The 17,195-nt window shown below is 65.1% G+C and carries 14 protein-coding genes; 3 read left to right on the top strand and 11 right to left on the bottom strand.

The genetic code is table 11. The features are described from left to right. Window positions 1-21: 21 nt before the first annotated feature. From ACODTA_RS11815 to ACODTA_RS11790, 6 genes are read right to left on the bottom strand one after another with little or no spacing between them, the layout of a single operon-like run. Window positions 22-1,377 carry an alpha/beta hydrolase family protein gene (locus tag ACODTA_RS11815; RefSeq protein WP_489066098.1) on the bottom strand — a complete coding sequence of 452 codons (1,356 nt, stop codon included), beginning with the start codon at window positions 1,375-1,377 and terminating at the stop codon, window positions 22-24. A gap of 13 nt (window positions 1,378-1,390) precedes the next feature. Beyond that, window positions 1,391-2,404: a threonine aldolase family protein gene (locus ACODTA_RS11810; protein ID WP_489066097.1), complete on the bottom strand. Its 1,014-nt coding sequence runs from the start codon at window positions 2,402-2,404 to the stop codon at window positions 1,391-1,393. Continuing rightward, complete coding sequence (locus ACODTA_RS11805) at window positions 2,401-3,753, bottom strand: aminotransferase class I/II-fold pyridoxal phosphate-dependent enzyme (RefSeq protein ID WP_489066096.1); 1,353 nt, start codon at window positions 3,751-3,753, stop codon at window positions 2,401-2,403. Before ACODTA_RS11805 ends, ACODTA_RS11810 begins: the two co-directional genes overlap by 4 nt. Then, entirely contained in the window at window positions 3,750-5,045 is a 1,296-nt protein-coding gene (locus ACODTA_RS11800; protein ID WP_489066095.1) for a peptide MFS transporter, read from the bottom strand. The genes ACODTA_RS11805 and ACODTA_RS11800 overlap by 4 nt, the downstream gene beginning before the upstream one ends. A 4-nt stretch (window positions 5,046-5,049) precedes the next feature. After that, entirely contained in the window at window positions 5,050-6,948 is a 1,899-nt protein-coding gene (locus ACODTA_RS11795) for an NAD(P)-binding protein (RefSeq protein ID WP_489066094.1), read from the bottom strand. 18 nt (window positions 6,949-6,966) lie between these two features. Beyond that, window positions 6,967-9,813, bottom strand: a complete 2,847-nt coding sequence (locus ACODTA_RS11790) for a TonB-dependent receptor domain-containing protein (protein ID WP_489066093.1) — start codon at window positions 9,811-9,813, stop codon at window positions 6,967-6,969. A gap of 250 nt (window positions 9,814-10,063) precedes the next feature. On the opposite strand from ACODTA_RS11790, the gene ACODTA_RS11785 reads away from it, so the two are divergent. Next, the gene (locus tag ACODTA_RS11785) at window positions 10,064-10,882 is read left to right on the top strand and encodes a helix-turn-helix transcriptional regulator (RefSeq protein WP_489066092.1); all 819 of its coding nucleotides are present in this window, start codon (window positions 10,064-10,066) and stop codon (window positions 10,880-10,882) included. Window positions 10,883-10,899: 17 nt separating this feature from the next. Here ACODTA_RS11785 and ACODTA_RS11780 read toward each other — a convergent pair whose 3' ends face one another. Genes ACODTA_RS11780 through ACODTA_RS11765 form a run of 4 tightly spaced genes read right to left on the bottom strand, consistent with a single transcriptional unit; the run spans window position 10,900 to window position 14,780 of the window. After that, window positions 10,900-12,021 (bottom strand): CaiB/BaiF CoA transferase family protein, encoded by a 1,122-nt coding sequence (locus ACODTA_RS11780; RefSeq protein WP_489066091.1) that lies wholly within the window; start codon window positions 12,019-12,021, stop codon window positions 10,900-10,902. Then, complete coding sequence (locus ACODTA_RS11775) at window positions 12,021-13,271, bottom strand: methylaspartate ammonia-lyase (RefSeq protein WP_489066090.1); 1,251 nt, start codon at window positions 13,269-13,271, stop codon at window positions 12,021-12,023. The genes ACODTA_RS11780 and ACODTA_RS11775 overlap by 1 nt, the downstream gene beginning before the upstream one ends. Window positions 13,272-13,287: 16 nt before the next feature. Then, window positions 13,288-14,631, bottom strand: a complete 1,344-nt coding sequence (locus ACODTA_RS11770) for an amidase (RefSeq protein WP_489066089.1) — start codon at window positions 14,629-14,631, stop codon at window positions 13,288-13,290. Continuing rightward, window positions 14,628-14,780 (bottom strand): hypothetical protein, encoded by a 153-nt coding sequence (locus ACODTA_RS11765; RefSeq protein WP_489066088.1) that lies wholly within the window; start codon window positions 14,778-14,780, stop codon window positions 14,628-14,630. Before ACODTA_RS11765 ends, ACODTA_RS11770 begins: the two co-directional genes overlap by 4 nt. Before the next feature lie 210 nt (window positions 14,781-14,990). On the opposite strand from ACODTA_RS11765, the gene ACODTA_RS11760 reads away from it, so the two are divergent. Beyond that, on the top strand, window positions 14,991-15,911 hold the full coding sequence (locus ACODTA_RS11760; protein WP_489066087.1) for a LysR family transcriptional regulator: 921 nt from the start codon (window positions 14,991-14,993) through the stop codon (window positions 15,909-15,911). 19 nt (window positions 15,912-15,930) lie between these two features. Here ACODTA_RS11760 and ACODTA_RS11755 read toward each other — a convergent pair whose 3' ends face one another. After that, entirely contained in the window at window positions 15,931-16,530 is a 600-nt protein-coding gene (locus ACODTA_RS11755) for a hypothetical protein (RefSeq protein ID WP_489066086.1), read from the bottom strand. 191 nt (window positions 16,531-16,721) lie between these two features. Here ACODTA_RS11755 and ACODTA_RS11750 point away from each other — a divergent pair, with 191 nt between their 5' ends. After that, window positions 16,722-17,180 carry a nuclear transport factor 2 family protein gene (locus ACODTA_RS11750; protein ID WP_489066085.1) on the top strand — a complete coding sequence of 153 codons (459 nt, stop codon included), beginning with the start codon at window positions 16,722-16,724 and terminating at the stop codon, window positions 17,178-17,180. The last annotated feature ends 15 nt before the right edge of the window (window positions 17,181-17,195 follow it).

The raw sequence follows: 17,195 nt of genomic DNA, 5'->3' as shown, positions 1-17,195 counted from the left end.
CTGACTTCAAAGGCGCGTCAGCTATGGCCGCGCGTTCGACGACGGCGCAAGCTCGATGATCGAACGGCCATAGGACGGCTTGAGTGTCCCCTTCATCCAGTCGGCGATCAGCGGGAAATAGCCGGCGGCGAAGCGCGTTCCTCTTCGCGTACCATCCGGCTCCACCTGATATTCGCGGATGCCGTGATCGACGTCGGGAAACACGGCCAGATCAATCGGCTTGCCCGCGCGCTGCAATTGCCGAAGCTGGGCGATCGAATGCGCGCTCGGCGCCTCGATATCGTTGACAGCCATCATCCAGAGCTGGGGAATGGCGAGCGCCTTGAGCGTGCCATAGGCATCGTGTTTCCAGATGATGTCGAGATTATCGTAGCGATCCCGGCCCGAAGCCCGAAGCATTTCGGGCGTTTCCCGCAGCATCGGGCCACTATATTCGCCCTCGAACGCGCCGAACCACGGCTCACCGCCATAGCGCCGCTTGATCGCCTCAAGCCGATCGAAACCCGCCGTGAAATGCGACGCGACAACGGCGCCGGTGGCATCGGTGACGATGCGTGCCTTGGCGATCACATCCTCGCCATAGCCCTTGCGGCGCAGCTCGTCGGCGACCTGTTCGGCATCCTCTCCCAGCGTTGTCTCGATCAGGCCGTAAGCGACCATGACGAAGTCGATCGCGGTCTTGCGCGCGGCGAGCGGCGCTATCCAGCCGCCCTGGCTGGCCCCGAAAAAACCGATCCGGCGATAGCGATTTCCCGCCATGCGCCGCGCAGTGTCAGCCGCCACCGCGGCATCCTTCGCCAGCCGCTCGAAATTCTGCGAATACTTGCCTTCCGACGATCCGGTGCCGCGCTTGTCATAAACCAGGGCCGCCACGCCCTGCGCCGCGAGCAGATAGGGAAAGGAATAGACGCCGATCGCGCGGCTGTTCTCGGATCCGTGGACCAGAACAGCCAGCGCCGCTCCCGATTCGGCGTCCGGTTCGATCAGCCTGCCGCGCAATGTCGTGCCATCGCTCGTGAAAGTGACGGGCGTCTCGCGCAGCCTGAACCGCGCCCAGCTCCGCGCCGGCGCGGCTCCGATCGTGATCGCGATCTCCCCGCTGTCGCAACTCTTCGCGCTCAGAACGGCATCCGCCTTTCCCGTCGGAGTCCAAAGGATGCCGGCATAACTGCCGTCCGCCCTGGGCGTCAGCGCGCCGTTCGAACCATCGACGCCAGTGAAGCGCAATGTGCCGGGTGCGTTCGGCGGATTGGTTTCGGTGAGCGCGGCGATCTCCGTTCCCGCGCCATAGGCTCCGACCAGGCATGACGGCGCGGCTATTGCCGCATCGCCTGTCATCGCGATCAGCAGCAATGCCACCATGCGGATCTTCAGCATCTCATTTCCTCTCTCAAGGGCGCGTCGCAACGATGGCGTCCGCCAATTCGTCGATCGCGGCTTCGGTGGTGGACCAGGAACACAGGAAGCGGGCGTGCCCGTCGGCCAGGCTGTAGAAAACCCAGCCCAGCGCCCGCAGCCGCGCACGCTGTTCCGCGTCCATCGCCAGGAACACGGCATTGGTCTCGACGGGATGGGCCGGCGCGGTGGCGAGCCGGTCGATCAGCCGCCGCGCCATCCGGTTGGCATGGCGGCTGCGTTCGATCCAGGCGCCGCTTTCGAGCATTCCGATCCAGGGCGCGGCCAGGAACCGCCCCTTGGACAGCAAATGGCCCGATTGCTTGATGCGTGCGACGAAGTGCCGATCCCTGCCCTTGTCGAGCAGCACGATCGCTTCGCTGCCAGGCATGCCCGCCTTGGTGCCGCCCAGCACCAGGATCGAGATGTCCAGCCGCGCGAGCGCACGCAGATCCAGGCCCGCCGCAGCCGCGCAGGCGAGGCGCGCACCGTCGAGATGGACGGCAAGCCCATGATCGCGCGCCACCCCGACCAGCGCCGCCAACGCGTCCAGCGGATAAAGCACACCATATTCGGTCGGGTTGGAGATGGAGAGCGCGGCAAGCGGCTGGTCCGACGAGGAGTCGGGGCGCGTCAGCAGCTTCTCCAGATCGGCCATGGCGATCCGGCCATGATCACCCCCGACCGGGACCAGCCCGAGCCCGCCGCCAAAAAAGCCCGGTGCCCCCGCCTCTCCCCGACGGACATGGGCATGCCCGTGCACCGCCACAGCCTGGTGCGATCCACACAGGGTCGCCAGCGCCAGCGCATTGGCGGCGGTGCCGGTGGGCACGAAATGGACGGATGCATCGACATCGAGCAATTCGCGAACAAGCCTTGACGCATGCGCGCTTGTCGCATCCTCGCCATAGGCCTCCACCGCCCCAGCGTTGGCGTCGACAAGCGCGGCCAACGCCTCCGGTGCCATGCCCGCCGTATTGTCCGACGCGAAATCGAAACGCGGCGTCATTGCGCTCTCCCCGCAACCGGCGCGGATTGCGCGTCGAAACTGTAGCCGATGGCGGCGAAACGGGCGCGCAGCGCGGCGACGGCATCGCGCAGCGCAGCGCCGTCGTCGGTGCGCGACGCCTGCGCGATGAGATCGGCGATCTCCGCCATCTCAGCCGGCGCCATGCCGAGTCGAGTGACCTCATGCGTCGCCACCCGGGCGCCGCACCGGCGCCCCAGCGCCATGTCCCCCGGCAGCGCGCAATCCGACAGGAAGATATTGGCCCCATGGCACGCCCGTTCGAAACGGCTCGCCTCCTCCGCATCGCCGAAACGAAGGAAAAGCTGATGCGTCCGGCTGACACCGCGATCGACGCCGATCACATCGAACCCGCGCGCGGTGAGCGCCCGGCCGAGCGCCTGCGCATTGGCAACCATCGCGCGCGACAACGCCCCGCCGAAGGCCAGGGTTTCGGAAAGCGAGACGGCAAGCGCGGCATATTTGTTGAGGTCGCGCGTCTGCAGCAGACCCGGAAAGCAGATCCGCACGACCCGGCGCGCGATCTCAGCATCGTTGGTCAGGATCAGTCCGCCGACAGGACCGCCCATCACCTTGTGCGTGCTGAGCGTGACGACATGTGCGCCTTCCTCCAGCGGACGCTGGAAATCGCCCGCCGATATATGGAGGCCCAGATGCGCCGCATCGTACACCAGGATCGCGCCGACGCGATCGGCCAGGGCGCGAAGCGCACGCACCGGATAGGGGAACAGCACCTTGCCACCGCCGATCACGATCAGCTTGGGCCGATGCTCGTCGATCAGGCGCTCGGCGGCATCGAGGTCGATCTCGAAACAGGCTGACGCGATCGGCAACGGGATGGGATCGAGCCGCAACACTCCGGCGACGCCGATGCGATGATAGCTGAAATTGCCACCGCCATCCTCGTCCTGCGCCAGGATGCGATCGCCAGGTTCGAGCAATGCGGCGAAAGTCGCCATATTGGCCATCGAATTGCTCACCGGCCGCCATTCGACATGGGCGGCGCCGAACAGGCGGCGCGCCAGCGCGATCACGGTCGCCTCGATCGCATCGACATGCTCGTTGAGCGGGCCGTGCGGATATATCTTGTCGCCTGGGATCCCTTCGGTCAGCCGCGTCGCCAGATCGCTGTCGAGCAACGCGCGCGCGCGTCGGGAGATGAGCCCTTCGGCAGGATTCAGGTTCAGGCTTGCCGCCCCGCGCCAACGATCCTGTACATCGACAAGCCGCTCGATATGCGCGACGATTCCGTCGGGCGAGAGCTCGTCGATGATGGCGGCCTGCCGGTCGATATATTGAGCGGCAGGAAGAGTAAGGACAGGATCGATCACGATGGTGCACGCTCACGCATTGCGGCGGCGGCCGACATCGCGACGATCGCGGCGACGGCGGCCATGCCGGTAACGACAAGGAAATAGGCGGCGGGCGACACGGTTTCCCAGGTGCCGCCCAGCCAGCCGGCGATACCGAGGCCCAATGCCTGGACGAGGAACCACAGGCTGATGAAGACGGTGGTCAGCGATGCCGGCGCCAGACGGACCAGCAGCGCCTGGCCGATGGCATCGAAATAGAGTTCCCCCACCGCCAGCAGGACCAGCGCGGCGATCAGCCAGGGCATCGCCGCCATGCCCTTCCCCGCCATGCCGGCGGCCGCGACGAGCAGTGCGAAGGAACCTGCCAGCAAAAGCGCGCCGAACGCCATCTTGCGCAGTTCGTGGCGGCCATCGGCACGGCGGTCGCGGCGGGACCAGATCCAGGCCAGCAGCGGCGTGAACAGCACGATGATGATCGGATTGACCGACTGGAACCAGGCGGCGGGTACGATGAAGCGCTCTCCGGCCCAGCCGATGCCGCGATCCACCGATTGGCTCGCCCAGATCGCGATGGCGCCGCCCTGCTGGCCATGCGCCGCCCAGAACAGCACGCCGCTCACGAAGATGAGCGCCAGCAACGTCCAGCGCCCCTTCTGCCCGGTGCCCGCCGCCATGGCGGCATCGTCGCCGGTCTGGTCGGTTCGATCCTGCTCGACCACACGGATCATGTGATTGCCGAACAGATAGATCAGCGCCGCCAGGCACATCACACCGCCGCACAGCGCGATCGCGCTGCGCCAGCCATAGGCCTGGCCAATCAGACCGCAGATGATCGGGGCGAAGATCGCACCGGCATTGCAGCCCGCCTTGTAGAGCAGGAAGGCACGATCCCGGCGCGGATCGTCGCGGTGATAGATCGTGCCGATCTGTGAAACGAGCGACGGCTTGAACAGGCCGTTGGCGAGCACGACCAGGGTCAGCGCCGGAAACAGCATGGCCGGCCAGATCAACAGCAGATGCCCGGCCGCCATGCCGGTCGCGCCGATCAGGACGGCGCGGCGCACGCCGAGCACGCGATCCGCCAGCACCGCGCCGACCAGCGTGATCGCAAAGGCGGCGGCGGTCGACAGCGAATAGATCTCGATCGCCCGCCCCGCGCTGTAACCGAGTTCGAGCAGGTAGAAGACCAGGATGGTCCGCATCCCGAACAGCGCGAAGACTTCCCACAATCCGGTCAGGACGATGATCGTCAGCCCGGGCGGATGCCCCGGAAACAGGCGCGGAAGCGTGCGATGCGATGCCGGCTGCATGGCTCTAGAGAACCGCCATCGCCTGTTCGGCGGCGCGGCGCCCCTCGTCGGTCGCGGCGATCCAGTTCTGCTGTCCGTTCAGTTCGGAATGGGCGAAGGCGATGCGGCCATGCGCGGTGCGGATGATGTCGCGCGCCGGCGGAGCGCCGTCGCTGCCAGTGTAGAAACCCGGCTGCGGGCACAGATAGGCATGCCCCCAGCGATTGAGGATGATGCCGGCAATGTCGGACTGGCGGAAACCGCTGGCGCCGAACAGGCGCGCCATCTGGTCGCGGATACGGCGTTCGTAATCGGCATAGCTGGTGCCGAGCATCTCGTACCGGCCGCGCGCGGCCTGTTCCTGGATCGTCCCTTCGCCGGGATAGAAGACAGGCACGTAGAAGGTGATCACCGCCGGCTTGTCGGGATCTAGCGGCGGACGATCGCGGCCCACCGCCATCGCCGCGCGGATATTGCAGCAATAGCCGAACCCGTCGAACCAGCGGCATGCTGTCATGCCGAGCGCGGCCAGGAAGCGCCAGTTGCGGACGGCAACGTTCGCCACCAGCAGCGGCGTGCGATGGAACTGCCCATAGGCGGCGCGGTGCGGCTCGGGCAGATCGGACACGATGTTGCGCGTGACCCAGCTGCCGCCGGCCATGACGACGGCGCGGGCGGTCAGGCCGAACAGCTTGCCGTCTTGCGCATAGGCGATCCCGACCCCGCGCGCGGCATCGGCCGGGCCGTCATGCGCGACGCGGATCGCCGTCGCGCCCAGCCGCATGCGAACCGGATTGCCGGGGCGATCGAGCGCCGCGAAATCGACGCTTTCGTTCATGATCGCATCGAGCGACCGGTCGCCCCGCAGCGCTGCCGGGATCAGCGTCTTGATGAAATGGCGGGTCAGCACATCGTTGCCGCCCGGGAAGCTATGCTGTTCGGGTTCGAGCAGTTTGGCGAGATCCGCAGGCGTGCGGAAACCCGGCATCGCCGATCCATAGGCCGCCCGTGCCGAGGTGACGTCGCAGCCCATGCCCGAAATCGCGGACGCGACGATCGGATCGGCATAGGCCGTGACCTGCGGGCTCAGCCCCATCACCTTTTCGATCAGGTCCTTGTAGCTCATGCTGTCGAGCCAGCGCTGGAACCCCGCCTCGCTGCGGTCCATGCCGCCATTGGGCGCGACCTGCGAACGCCATTTGACGAAATCGGCCTTCACCGCATCGAAATAAGGCGCGCGCGCGAGATCGTCGCTCCAGATATCGCGCGCCCATCGCCCGGCGCCGCCCGGTTCGCCGAAGAACCAGCCGAAGGACGGCGAGCGATCCTTCCAATATTGGAACTCGAAATTGTCCTTGCTGAATTCCAGCGCCTTCGCGCCGCCGCTTGGCGAAAGATAGTCGAAGTCGCGCGGCATGCCGATCGCGGTGAACACGTCATAGCCGCGGCTGCCGGGGCGGGCGGGAACCGGAAAGGAGTTGGCGCCCTGCGGCCCGGCAAGCCGGATGCCGCCGACATCGAATTCGTTGCGCTTCGCCTCCCCGCCGAAGATCGCGTGATTCTCGATGATCAGGCAGGATCCACCGGGCCGTTTTCCGATAAATTCGAGCGCCGCCGCCATGCCGCTGAGCCCGCCGCCGATAATGACGAGGTCATAGGTCTCGCCCGTCGGCCTCGTGCGTGGCGGTGTGTCATAGGCGCCATCACGCACCAGATGACCGGCGGCCTGCATCGCGTGGCTGTTGCCATGGGCGCGGGCATAATCGCCCACGCCCCCGAAACCGTCCCAGGCAGCGGCTTCGTCCAGCGGTGCCTCCGCCGCCGAGCATCCGCCGGCGGCCAGCGCCGTCGCAGCGACCAGTGCCCCGTTGACGAAATCGCGCCGGGTGACGCCATCGTCCGAACGGAAACCTCCCAAAGCCATCTCCCGATCCCCCAACCGTCAGAACCGCGTCGTCATTCCGACGAACAGTTGCCGACCCAGATCATATGTTCCCAGGAAGGTGTTGGAGAGTCCCCGATTGTTCGCGCCCGCGGCCGTGTTCGGCACCACCGGCGGGCCATTGCCCGTGAGGTTGATCACGCCGGCCCGCAGCGCGAACGCCTTGGCGATATCGAACTGGGCGGTCAGATCGAGATAGGATTCGCTGCCGATGCGATGCGCCACCGCGTCGCTGACCGTCCCGCTGAAGCTGTCGACGTCGAGCGTGACCGCACCGACATAACGCCAGCGCGCGGTGATCTGCACATCGTCGTTCGGCGACCAGCTAAATCGCGTATTGATCCGCCATTTCGGATTGGGCTGGCCGCAGACGAAGCCATAGGTGCCCGCGCATTGCTGCACCGGGGAATCGAGATTGAGTTTCTGATCGTAAGTGCGGACATGGGTGGCCATCACCGACAGGCTGAAGCGGCCCGGCAGGCCCAGGCCGAGATCGTCGAACCGGCCGCGATAGGCGAGTTCGGCATCGATGCCCTTGGTGCGCAGGAAGCCGATATTGGAGTTGAGCAGCGAGATATAGCCGTCCGCCTTGGAAAGCCGGCCGCCGCCGCTCGCACGGCCCGAATCGTCGCGCACGATCTGCTGGCAATAGATATTGGCGGCATCCTGGGTCGGATTCTGCCCCGCCCCCGTACCGTAGCAATTGTCGAAGATGTTCTGCGCGGACGCGCCGAACGGCGCGATCGCTCCATCCAGCTTGATGTCGTAATAGTCGATCGTCGCGGACAGTCCAAGCAGCATGCGCGGTTGCAGCACGACACCGAACGAGATCGTGTCCGATTTCTCCGGCCGCAACCGGCGATTGCCGCCGACGAGCGTGGTGCATTGGGTGCTGAAGCACTGGAAATTGATGTTGCCGTAATTGGCCGCCGGAACCCCGGTCGCCCGGCACAATGCGGATGCCGCGGTCGCTGCGCTTGTCTCGCTGGCGAAGCAGGGGTCGAGCGCGATGTCCGCCGATGGCTGAGCCGGGGCGAAGAGCTCGCCGATATTGGGCGCCCGCACCGCGCGCTGGAACGAGCCGCGGAAGCGGATATCCTCGATCGGTGCCCAAACCGCGCCGTATTTATAGGCGCTGACCTTGCCCGCCAGATTATAATCCGAACGGCGATAACCACCGTTGATCGCCAGCAGATGCATGAACGGCGCGTCCTGCGCGATCGGCGCGTTCGCCTCCACGAACAGATCGTGCGTGCTGATCCGTCCGGCGGTGGGCGGGATCGCGCCGAACACGACATTGTTGCCGACCGCCAGATTGTCGTCGGGCCTATAGGACGCGCTTTCGCGCCGATATTCTGCGCCGATCGCGATGGCGACACCGTCCTCCGCCCATGGGCTGCGAATACCGACCTTGCCGAGATCGCCGGATAGCGAACCGGTCACGACATATTGCGACGATTCCGAATTCGCCTGCTGTTCCAGCGCGACGAAATTCGCGGCCGCGCTGCTGACCGCGCCGGGCGCGGTGGTGAAGATATCGAGCGGCACGCAGCCGCCGCTGGGATCGATGCAACTGCCATTGGGATTGACGAGCAAGGCCTGCTGCACGCGATTGAAAGAGAAATCGCCGAGCAGCCGCTGCGTCCAGTCGACATGGCCATATTGACCCGACACGTCGTAGGAGAAGCCCGATCCCAGTTCGCCCTTGGCGCCAACCACGATCTGGAACTGCTGGTAATTGTTGCGTTCCTGGATGAAGCCGCTCTCGATGAAGCGACGGCCGAGATTGATCGACGCCACGTCGTTCGGGCCGAAAACGCCGGGGCCGAACAGGATGCCGCGCGCCTGGCTGGACAGGAAGGGATTGCCATAATTGACGTCGACAACGCCGGCAAAACCCGGCTCGCCAAGCTGGCGATCCACCTTGTTCTGGGAAAAGGAGACGCGGAAATAGGGCGCGAACGCCGACGCCACATCGTAATGCCCCACCGCCCCCAGCAGATAGCGCTGCTGCGGCACGATCAGATAGCGATTGGCGTTGTTGTTGAAGCGGCTGCCGTCATAGGGGACGAGTTGGCGATTGGCGTTGAACATCAGCCCGCGATCGAGATCGCGCCCCGCCGTGATGACACCGCTGCCCGTCGGGATCAGCGAGGTGCCGTTCGACGTGAAGATCGTACGCGAAAAATCGCGGGCCGAGGCCAGGATCGGGTTGCGGTCGGTATAGCCGGCATAGGCGGTGATGTTGCCGCGCCCGTCGCCGCTGTTGACGCCGAACATCAGATTGGCGTCGAAGGAATAGCCGTCGCCCGCTCCGTAAAGGCTGTTCTGCGCGTCGATCTCGATGCCTTCGAAATCCTGGCGCAGGATGAAGTTGACGACGCCGGCGATCGCATCCGAACCATAGACCGCCGACGATCCGCCGGTCTGCACTTCGACCCGCTTGATCATGTTGACCGGAACCGTGTTGGCATCGGGCACGCCCGAGAAATCGACAGCGGGCAGCCGCTTTCCGTCGATCAGCACCAGCGTCCGCTGATCGCCCAGATTGCGGAGATTGATGGTGGTATTGCCGTTGCCGTTATTGTTCGTCGCGGCCGATCGGCCGGGCGTCGCGGACGGCAGGTCGCGGATCAGCGCCTCGGCATTGACCACCGCCTGCGTCTTGATCTCCTCATATGAGGTGACGCTGATCGGCGCCGCCGACTGGAGGCCGGGTGAAATCAGCCTGGTGCCAGTCACCACGATATCGGTGGCCGGCTCCTCATCGGCCGCCGTCGCCTGTGCATGGACGGCGCCCGATGTCAGCAGGCCGCAGAGTGCCGTTCCGACAAGCATCGTCCTCATGTGGCAATGCCCCGTATGATTCGACGAATAGATGCTCATGCTCACTCCCATCTTGTCAGTGGAGCGGTTCGGCCTTTCCGGTCACGATACCGACATCCCTGATTTGCGTTATGGTCTATCTTGCAGCCTCACCCTGCGGCGGAAGTCGATCCACGTCTTGTCTCGATCAAACATCCAGATTGACTTGGATCGAGGGGAAGCACAGTTTTCATCTCACCCGATCCGGTGGAGCAAGAGAGCCCGAGCGCGCATGACGCGAGATGCAGAACCCCTGTCGCAGGGCCGTTTCAGAGGCCGCGCCACGCAGTCCCGTGACAGCGAACGGTTCACGATCGGCCATTGGTTCGCCAACAATCCGGATGGCTCCACCCATCCGCATTCGCATGAAGCGGCGCATTTCCTGTGGATCACCAGCGGCCGCTTCGAATCCGAAACCGCCACGCCCAACCGTTCGCTGCCGCCGATCATCTACACACCCGCCGATATCGTCCACAGTGATCGCTTCATCGGCAATGGCAGCTTCTTCTCCGTATCGGTCGCGAACGATACGCTTTGGGAAATCAAGGATTTCCGGCCGCCCGACCGGGCGTTGCAGCCGCATAGCTGGCGCGCGCGCTGGATTCTGCGCGATCTGCTGCGCCTGTGCGGATCGACCAATGATCGCGACGATGGCGAGATCCAATCGCTGTGTTTCGAACTCCTGTCCGAAATATGCCAGTTCGACGGCGAGGCGGGCATACCCGGCTGGTTCCGCCGGTTCCGCGAACAGGTGCGGGAAAGCTATGGGGAGTCGCTCAGCGTGAATGGGCTGGCCCGCGACGCCGGCGTCCACCCCATCCATCTGACCCGCGTCTGCCGCAAGCTGATGGGATGCACGCCGCTCGAATATATCCGCTACGTCCGGCTATCGGCCGCGGCCGAGGCGCTGCGCAGGGACGACATCTCGATCTGCGACGTCGCCTTCGATACCGGCTTCGCCGACCAGAGCCATCTCAACCATGCGTTCCGGTCCGCCTATGGTGCCGCCCCCGGACAATTCAGGCGCCAGTTGAACGCGACCAAAAGATAATCCCGTTCGGGACGCCCCTACCCCATGAACTCCGCGCGAATGGCCGCGTCATGTTCGCCAAGCGCCGCGACCCGGCCGGCCGCCGCCGGCTGCCCGTCATGGATGGCGGCGGGCGCGACCAGCTGAACCGGGCCGGCCGGCGTATCGACATCCGCAAAGCGCAGATGCGGGTGCCTCGCGGCCTCGGCGATCCCGTTCAACCGCCCATAGGCGATGCCGGCGCGTTCGAGCCTAGCGATCGCCTCGTTCAGCGTGATCGCCAGGAAAACGCCGGCGACAAGCGCATCCAGCGCAGGCCGATTGGCCACACGGTCCATATTGGCGGCGAAACGTACATCGGATGCGAGCGCGGGCTCTTCCATGAACAGGCTCGCGAACCGCACCCATTCGGCATCGTTCTGGACCGAGATGATGACCTGTTCGCCACCGGCGCAACGAAACGCGCCATAGGGGGCGATCGTGGGATGCGCGACGCCGCTGCGCGCCACTTCATGCCCGCCATGCAGATATTGCAGCAGCGGCACGTTCATCCAGTCGGCGATGCTGTCGAACAGCGACACCTCGATCGCGCGCCCGACACCGCTCCGTTCGCGCCCGAGCAGCGCCTCCAATATCGCGCAATAGGCGGTCGTCCCGGCATTGATGTCGGCGACCGACACGCCGACCCTGGCGGGCTCGCCGGCGCTGCCGGTGATCGCGCACAGGCCCACTTCCGCCTGAACGATCAGGTCGTAGGCCTTCAGCTTCGCATTGGGGCCATTGGCGCCGAAACCGGTGATGTCGCAGGTGATCAGACGGGGAAAGCGTTCACGCAGCGCGGTCGAGGAAAACCCTTTCCTCGCGAGCGCCCCGGGTTTCAGATTCTGGATGAAAACGTCCGCGCGCGCCAGCAGCGCATCGAGCAATGCCCGGTCCTCGTCATCATCGAGATCGATGCGAACCGATTCCTTGCCGCGATTGAGCCAGACATAGTAGGCGCTCTGCCCCTTCACATAATCGTCGTAACGCCGCGCGAAATCGCCGTCGGGCCGCTCGACCTTGATCACGCGCGCGCCCGCTTCGGCCAGTCGCCAGGACGCATAGGGCGCGGCGACGGCCTGTTCGACCGAGACCACGGTCAATCCCGACAAATCGCGCATCACCAGTTCCGATCCATCGTCGACGCCAGCATGGCGAGCAGCCGGTTCTGTTCGTTGCCGACGATGGTCATCGCCTCGTCCACGCCCATGCCGGGTTTCGCCAGCATCATATCCGCCTGAGTCGCGACCGCGACATGGACGCAGGTCTGCGCCGACACTTCGGTCTCCACGCAACTGCCGCCCAGATAGGCCCCCGCCCCATGTTGCCGGCAGGCGAGCACCGCCTTCACGCTGTTGGCGATGCTGCCGAGATCGGGGGTCTTGATCTGCAGGATATGCCCCGCGTGCTCGGCGGCAAAGAGTTCGACATCCTCCAGTGTGTTGCACCATTCGTCGGCAACGATCCGCGTCGAGACGCCCTTGGCCTCAAGGCATTCGACCAGCGCCTTGTACCCCGCGACATGCGCATCGCGGCTGCCGAAATCGGCGGGAGATTCGATCTGCAACGCGAAGGGCGCCGCATCCTCCGCTGCCACCGCCAGGAAATCGGCGATCGCCTCCACGTTCAGGCCGAATTCCAGCCCGATCCAGCCATAAAGGTCGAAATGCAGGATCGGCCGATAATTCTCGCCGCCCAGCACGATGCTCCGCGCGGCGACATGACGGATGAATTCGCGGAAAACCTCGCCACGACGACCGAATTTGGCGGCGGCGTTGATCAGCCCGTGCGGCAGGATATCGCAACCCTTCAGGATCATCTTGTCGACATTGACGACACGATCGTCACCGCTCTGAGCGAAGATCGGCACGCGCTCCGGAACGACCGGCAGGCCGAAGTCACGGCACACCGTCTCCGCCATGGTTTCACGGCGCGCATGGGCGCTCGCCCGCAGCAGCGCCTGGCTGATCCCATATTGCAGGGCCATGCCCGGCGCGGGCTGCCCGTCCCCCGGCGCCAGCACAGCTTCGCAAGTCGAGCGAAAATCGCGCACCTCCCGCCCGATCAGGCGCGGCACGATCGCCGCGCGCGCAAAGACCTCCGCCTCCGCCGCATAGAAGAGCGGGTCGCGCCCGCCCGCCCCGGAATATTGGACGCTCATCGCATCGCCCCAAAGCACCGCGCCGTCGGAGAGGCGAAGGCCGATGCCAAGGACCTCGGCCGGTTGCCTTATCCGGCGGAATCCCGGCGTCAGCACCTGTCCACGATAGGTGAAGCCATCGCTCTCCACCCCGGCGCGAATAGCGGCCTGGTCGTCGTAGAAATAGGCACCGGTTCCGCGTGCGAAGATGACGTCCGCGATCTGCATCATGTTACCATCCATCAAGTCAGAGAATATGAGCGAAATGCGGCGGTTTCCGCATGTGCCAGTCGGTCACTGACTGGAAGGTCCGTCCGACATGGAACAGCAGATGCTCGCTGTTGGGCCGTCCCACCAGTTGCATGCCGATCGGCATCCCGTTCGCATCGATGCCGCAAGGCAGCGCAAGCACGGGCACGCCGAGATAGCTCAACCATCGCGTCCATCCCGTCATCGCTGCCACCCGCTCGAACGTGCCGGCCAACCGGCGCTCATCGGTTTCCGCGCGCGTCGGCGTCGGGAAAGCGAGCGTCGGAATGACCAGCACATCGATGTCGGCCATGCTTTGCCTTACGAAGCGCGCAAGATGCGCCGGGCGCTCGCGAAGCGCCTGATGATAGGCGATCGCGGGCACGAACAGGCCGCCCGACAGGCGCTTGCGGACATGTTCGGAATAAAGGTGGCGCCGGGACTGGAGCCCCGCCAGATGAACGGTGCTCGATTCCACCTTCTGGATCAGATCGGCCAGGCCATGGAGCCTGGCGATGTCGGGTAAAACTGCCCCGCTTGCCGGCATGCCCGTCGCGGCGAGCATATCGACGGCGGATCGCACCGCCTGCTCCACGATCGGGGATACCGGACGGCCTGCTGCCCGCACGGCATAGCCGATGCGCACCTGTCCATCGAACGGCTTAGCGGGTGGGCGCGCGGCGATCAGATCGAACAGCAGCGCGCAATCATCGACGCTCCGCGCGATCGGGCCGACACAATCGAGCGAGGCTGACAATGGCATCGCGCCTGCCGCGTCGACCGCGCCCCAGCTCGGTTTCAGGCCGGTCACGCCGCAACAGGCGGCCGGAAGGCGGATCGATCCGCCCGTATCGGAGCCCAGCGATCCAGCGACGATCCCCGCCGCCACCGCCGCCGCCGAGCCGCTGGAGGATCCGCCCGTGACATGATCGGGATTCCACGGGTTGCGGCAATCGCCAAAGACCAGATTGTGTCCGGTCGGCCCCAACGCATATTCCGCCATCTGCAGCGCGCCGAACGTGACCGCGCCGGCAGCCTCCAGCCGCGTGATCGCGGTTGCCGTCCGCCGTGGCGGCCGTTGCTGGCGCATGCGCGCCCCGAACGAGCAGCGATGATCGCGCCGGTCGAACATGTCCTTGTGCGCAAGCGGTATGCCATCGAGCGCGCCTTTGCGCACTCCGCGAAGGGATGGCGCCACGTCCGAACCTTCTCCATTCTCGGCGGGAATCGCAAGATTGAGCACCGTGTTGAGATCGGCCATCGCGCGCACCGTCTGCGTGAAAAGCTCGGCGCGAGATACCTCCCCCCCATCAAGGGCGGCGCGGAGCCCGGCCAGCGTCATGCGGCCGCCTCGTCGTCCGGAATGGTCATATCTGCGACATGGGCGATGATCCCCGCCGCGAGATCGAGCGCTTCGCTCCGCACATCATCACCCAGTTCGGCAACGGCAAGATGTTGCAATTCTTCCAGATCGATCCCGGCCCGCGCCATGTCCGCCTCTCCGTCAATTCGGATACGCCCTGCGAGCGTTCGGCGCGGAGATTAGGGTTCGATCCATAAGCGGGCAAATAGCGCTTCAGTCAAAACAATATCTCGAAACAAGATGGATATGATTGCCATAACGCCAAGAATCACTGGAATCATAGAGAATATTCGCTAATCATCGATCTCGTTTTCCGATGACATCCGGGGCATATTGGGATGATCGACTTTCGTCAGCTCCGCTATTTCAAGGGCGTCGCGGAGGCGGGCAGTTTCACCAAGGCATCCGCCCGTCTGAACGTGGCGCAGAGCGCGTTGAGCCTGCATGTCCGCCGGCTGGAGGATCGGCTGGGCGTCAGGCTGTTCGTACGTGAGCCCGACGGCGTCCGACCGACCGCCGCCGGCGCGAAACTGCTCGATCATGCGCGGATCATCTTCGGCCAGCTCGCACTCGCGGAGCGCGAGGTCGGCGAGGAACGCGCGAACCCCAGCGGGATCATATCGATCGGCATTCCGTCCGGCGCGGCGCGCGTCCTGGCCGGGCCGCTGCTCAGCGCCGGCAAGACGGCGTTGCCGCGCATATCGATCCGCATCGTCGATGCGATGACGGGGTATCTCGAAGACTGGCTCGCCGATGGGCGGCTGGACCTGGCCGTGCTCTATCGGCCTTGGGACAGTTCGGACGCGCACGCGCAGCTCGTGAAGGAAAGCTTCTATCTGGTGTCGTCCGCCGACGCGCTCGCCGACGAAACGACGATCCGCTTCGAAGCGCTCGCCGGGCTGCCCCTCGCGCTACCGTCCGGCAGCAACAATGCACGCGCCTTCATCGCCGCCCAGGCCAGGGAACGCCACCATGATCTGAGGGTCGAATATGAACTCGACTCGCTCAGCAGCATCCTCGATCTCGTCAAGGCATCGCGCGCCCATTCCATCCTGACCCCGCCGGCCTTCCTGCACGAATGGCGACGCGGCGAGGTGCGCGCACGCGCGATCGTCGATCCGCGAATCCATCGTTCGGTCGTGCTTGAAGCCCGCGATCGCGATGCCGAAGACGGTGCACGTGCAGCCGTCGAAACGGTGCTGCGCGAGACCATATGCACGCTTGTCGCCCAGGGCGATTGGCTGGGGGACCTGCCATGATCCCCCGCCCCCTCCCGCGCTATTTCCCGCTCTTCATATAGTCCGCCGGAATGGGATGCTCGGGCGTCTCCGGGCTCCAGATGATGTTCAGCACCCACCAGCGCTTGCCGTCGTTGAAGAGCTGAACGCTGTTGATGCCGCGCATGAAAGGCTCCGCATCGCTCGCCTTGCGCCGTGCGGCATAGGTGGTGAAGATATGCGAGATATTCCCGTAGCGTTCCTCGCGATAGGCCAGTTCGACTTCGTGAAAGCCGTTCTTCTCCAGATTGGGGCCGCTGATGTTGACGTAATCCTCCGGCGTCATCACGCGAGCGCCGATCTGGCCGGTCTGCGCATTCTTGCCCGTCGGGATCATCTGCGCCTTGGGGTGGAAGAGCGAGCGGAAGCGGTTCCAGTCGCGCTTGACACCGGCGTCGCCCGAAATGACCTGATAGAGCGCCGTCACCACCGCGTGCGGGGACGACACGTCTTCCGGGCGCGGAGCCGGTACCTGGGTGGACGGATCGACCGGCGCCGCCGCCGGCTGCGCCGTCGCGACGCCTGGCAGCGTGATCCCCAGCCCCCCTGAAAGCAGCAGCACCATGGCCGCACACCGCGCCTTGCCCGTCATGATTTTCATGTCCAATCCTCCCCCTTTGCGCGCCACCGCGCGATCGACCCTTCATCCATGCGCAGCATAGGGAATAATGCGGCCGGTTTTCGACCGATAAATCCCTGTCTTCGACACCCGACATCCAGGTCGCGATCTCCCGCTTGACGACCGACGCCGCACAATGCTTCCTCCGTCCGAAATTCGAAAAGGAAAAGAGGATGCGTTCAGGACCGTTCACCGCCACTGCTTGCGCGCTGCTCATGATGACCACCGGCGCCCAGGCCGCAACGCGGACATGCGAGAGCAAACCCACGGATGAGGTCGACGTGGCGGCCATGGTCAAGGATTTCTTTGCCGCCATCGAACGACGCGATCTGGCGGCGGCGGCAGCGATGACGACACCGGGTTTCCATTCCTTCGACGTCGCCAAGGCGTTCACCGGCCCGGAACTGTTCGCGATGGTCGGCGGCGCGCAGCAAAAGGGCGTCACGCTGGAATTCGGCATCGCCACGGTCGAGGCGCATGTCGCCTGCAACACCGCCTGGGCGATATGGAAGAATGACGGCAAGATCGCCGGCACGCCGACGTTGTGGCTGGAATCGGCTGTGCTCAGCCGCACCAAGGCCGGCTGGCGCTTCGAATTCTATCATTCGACCAAGGTGCCGCCGGCGAAATAGCGCTGGCTCGTTTCA

The organism is Sphingomonas sp. FG14, from assembly GCF_057809675.1.
The sequence above is the reverse complement of the archived record's forward strand: the minus strand, read 5'-3'. Positions and strand labels throughout refer to the sequence as shown.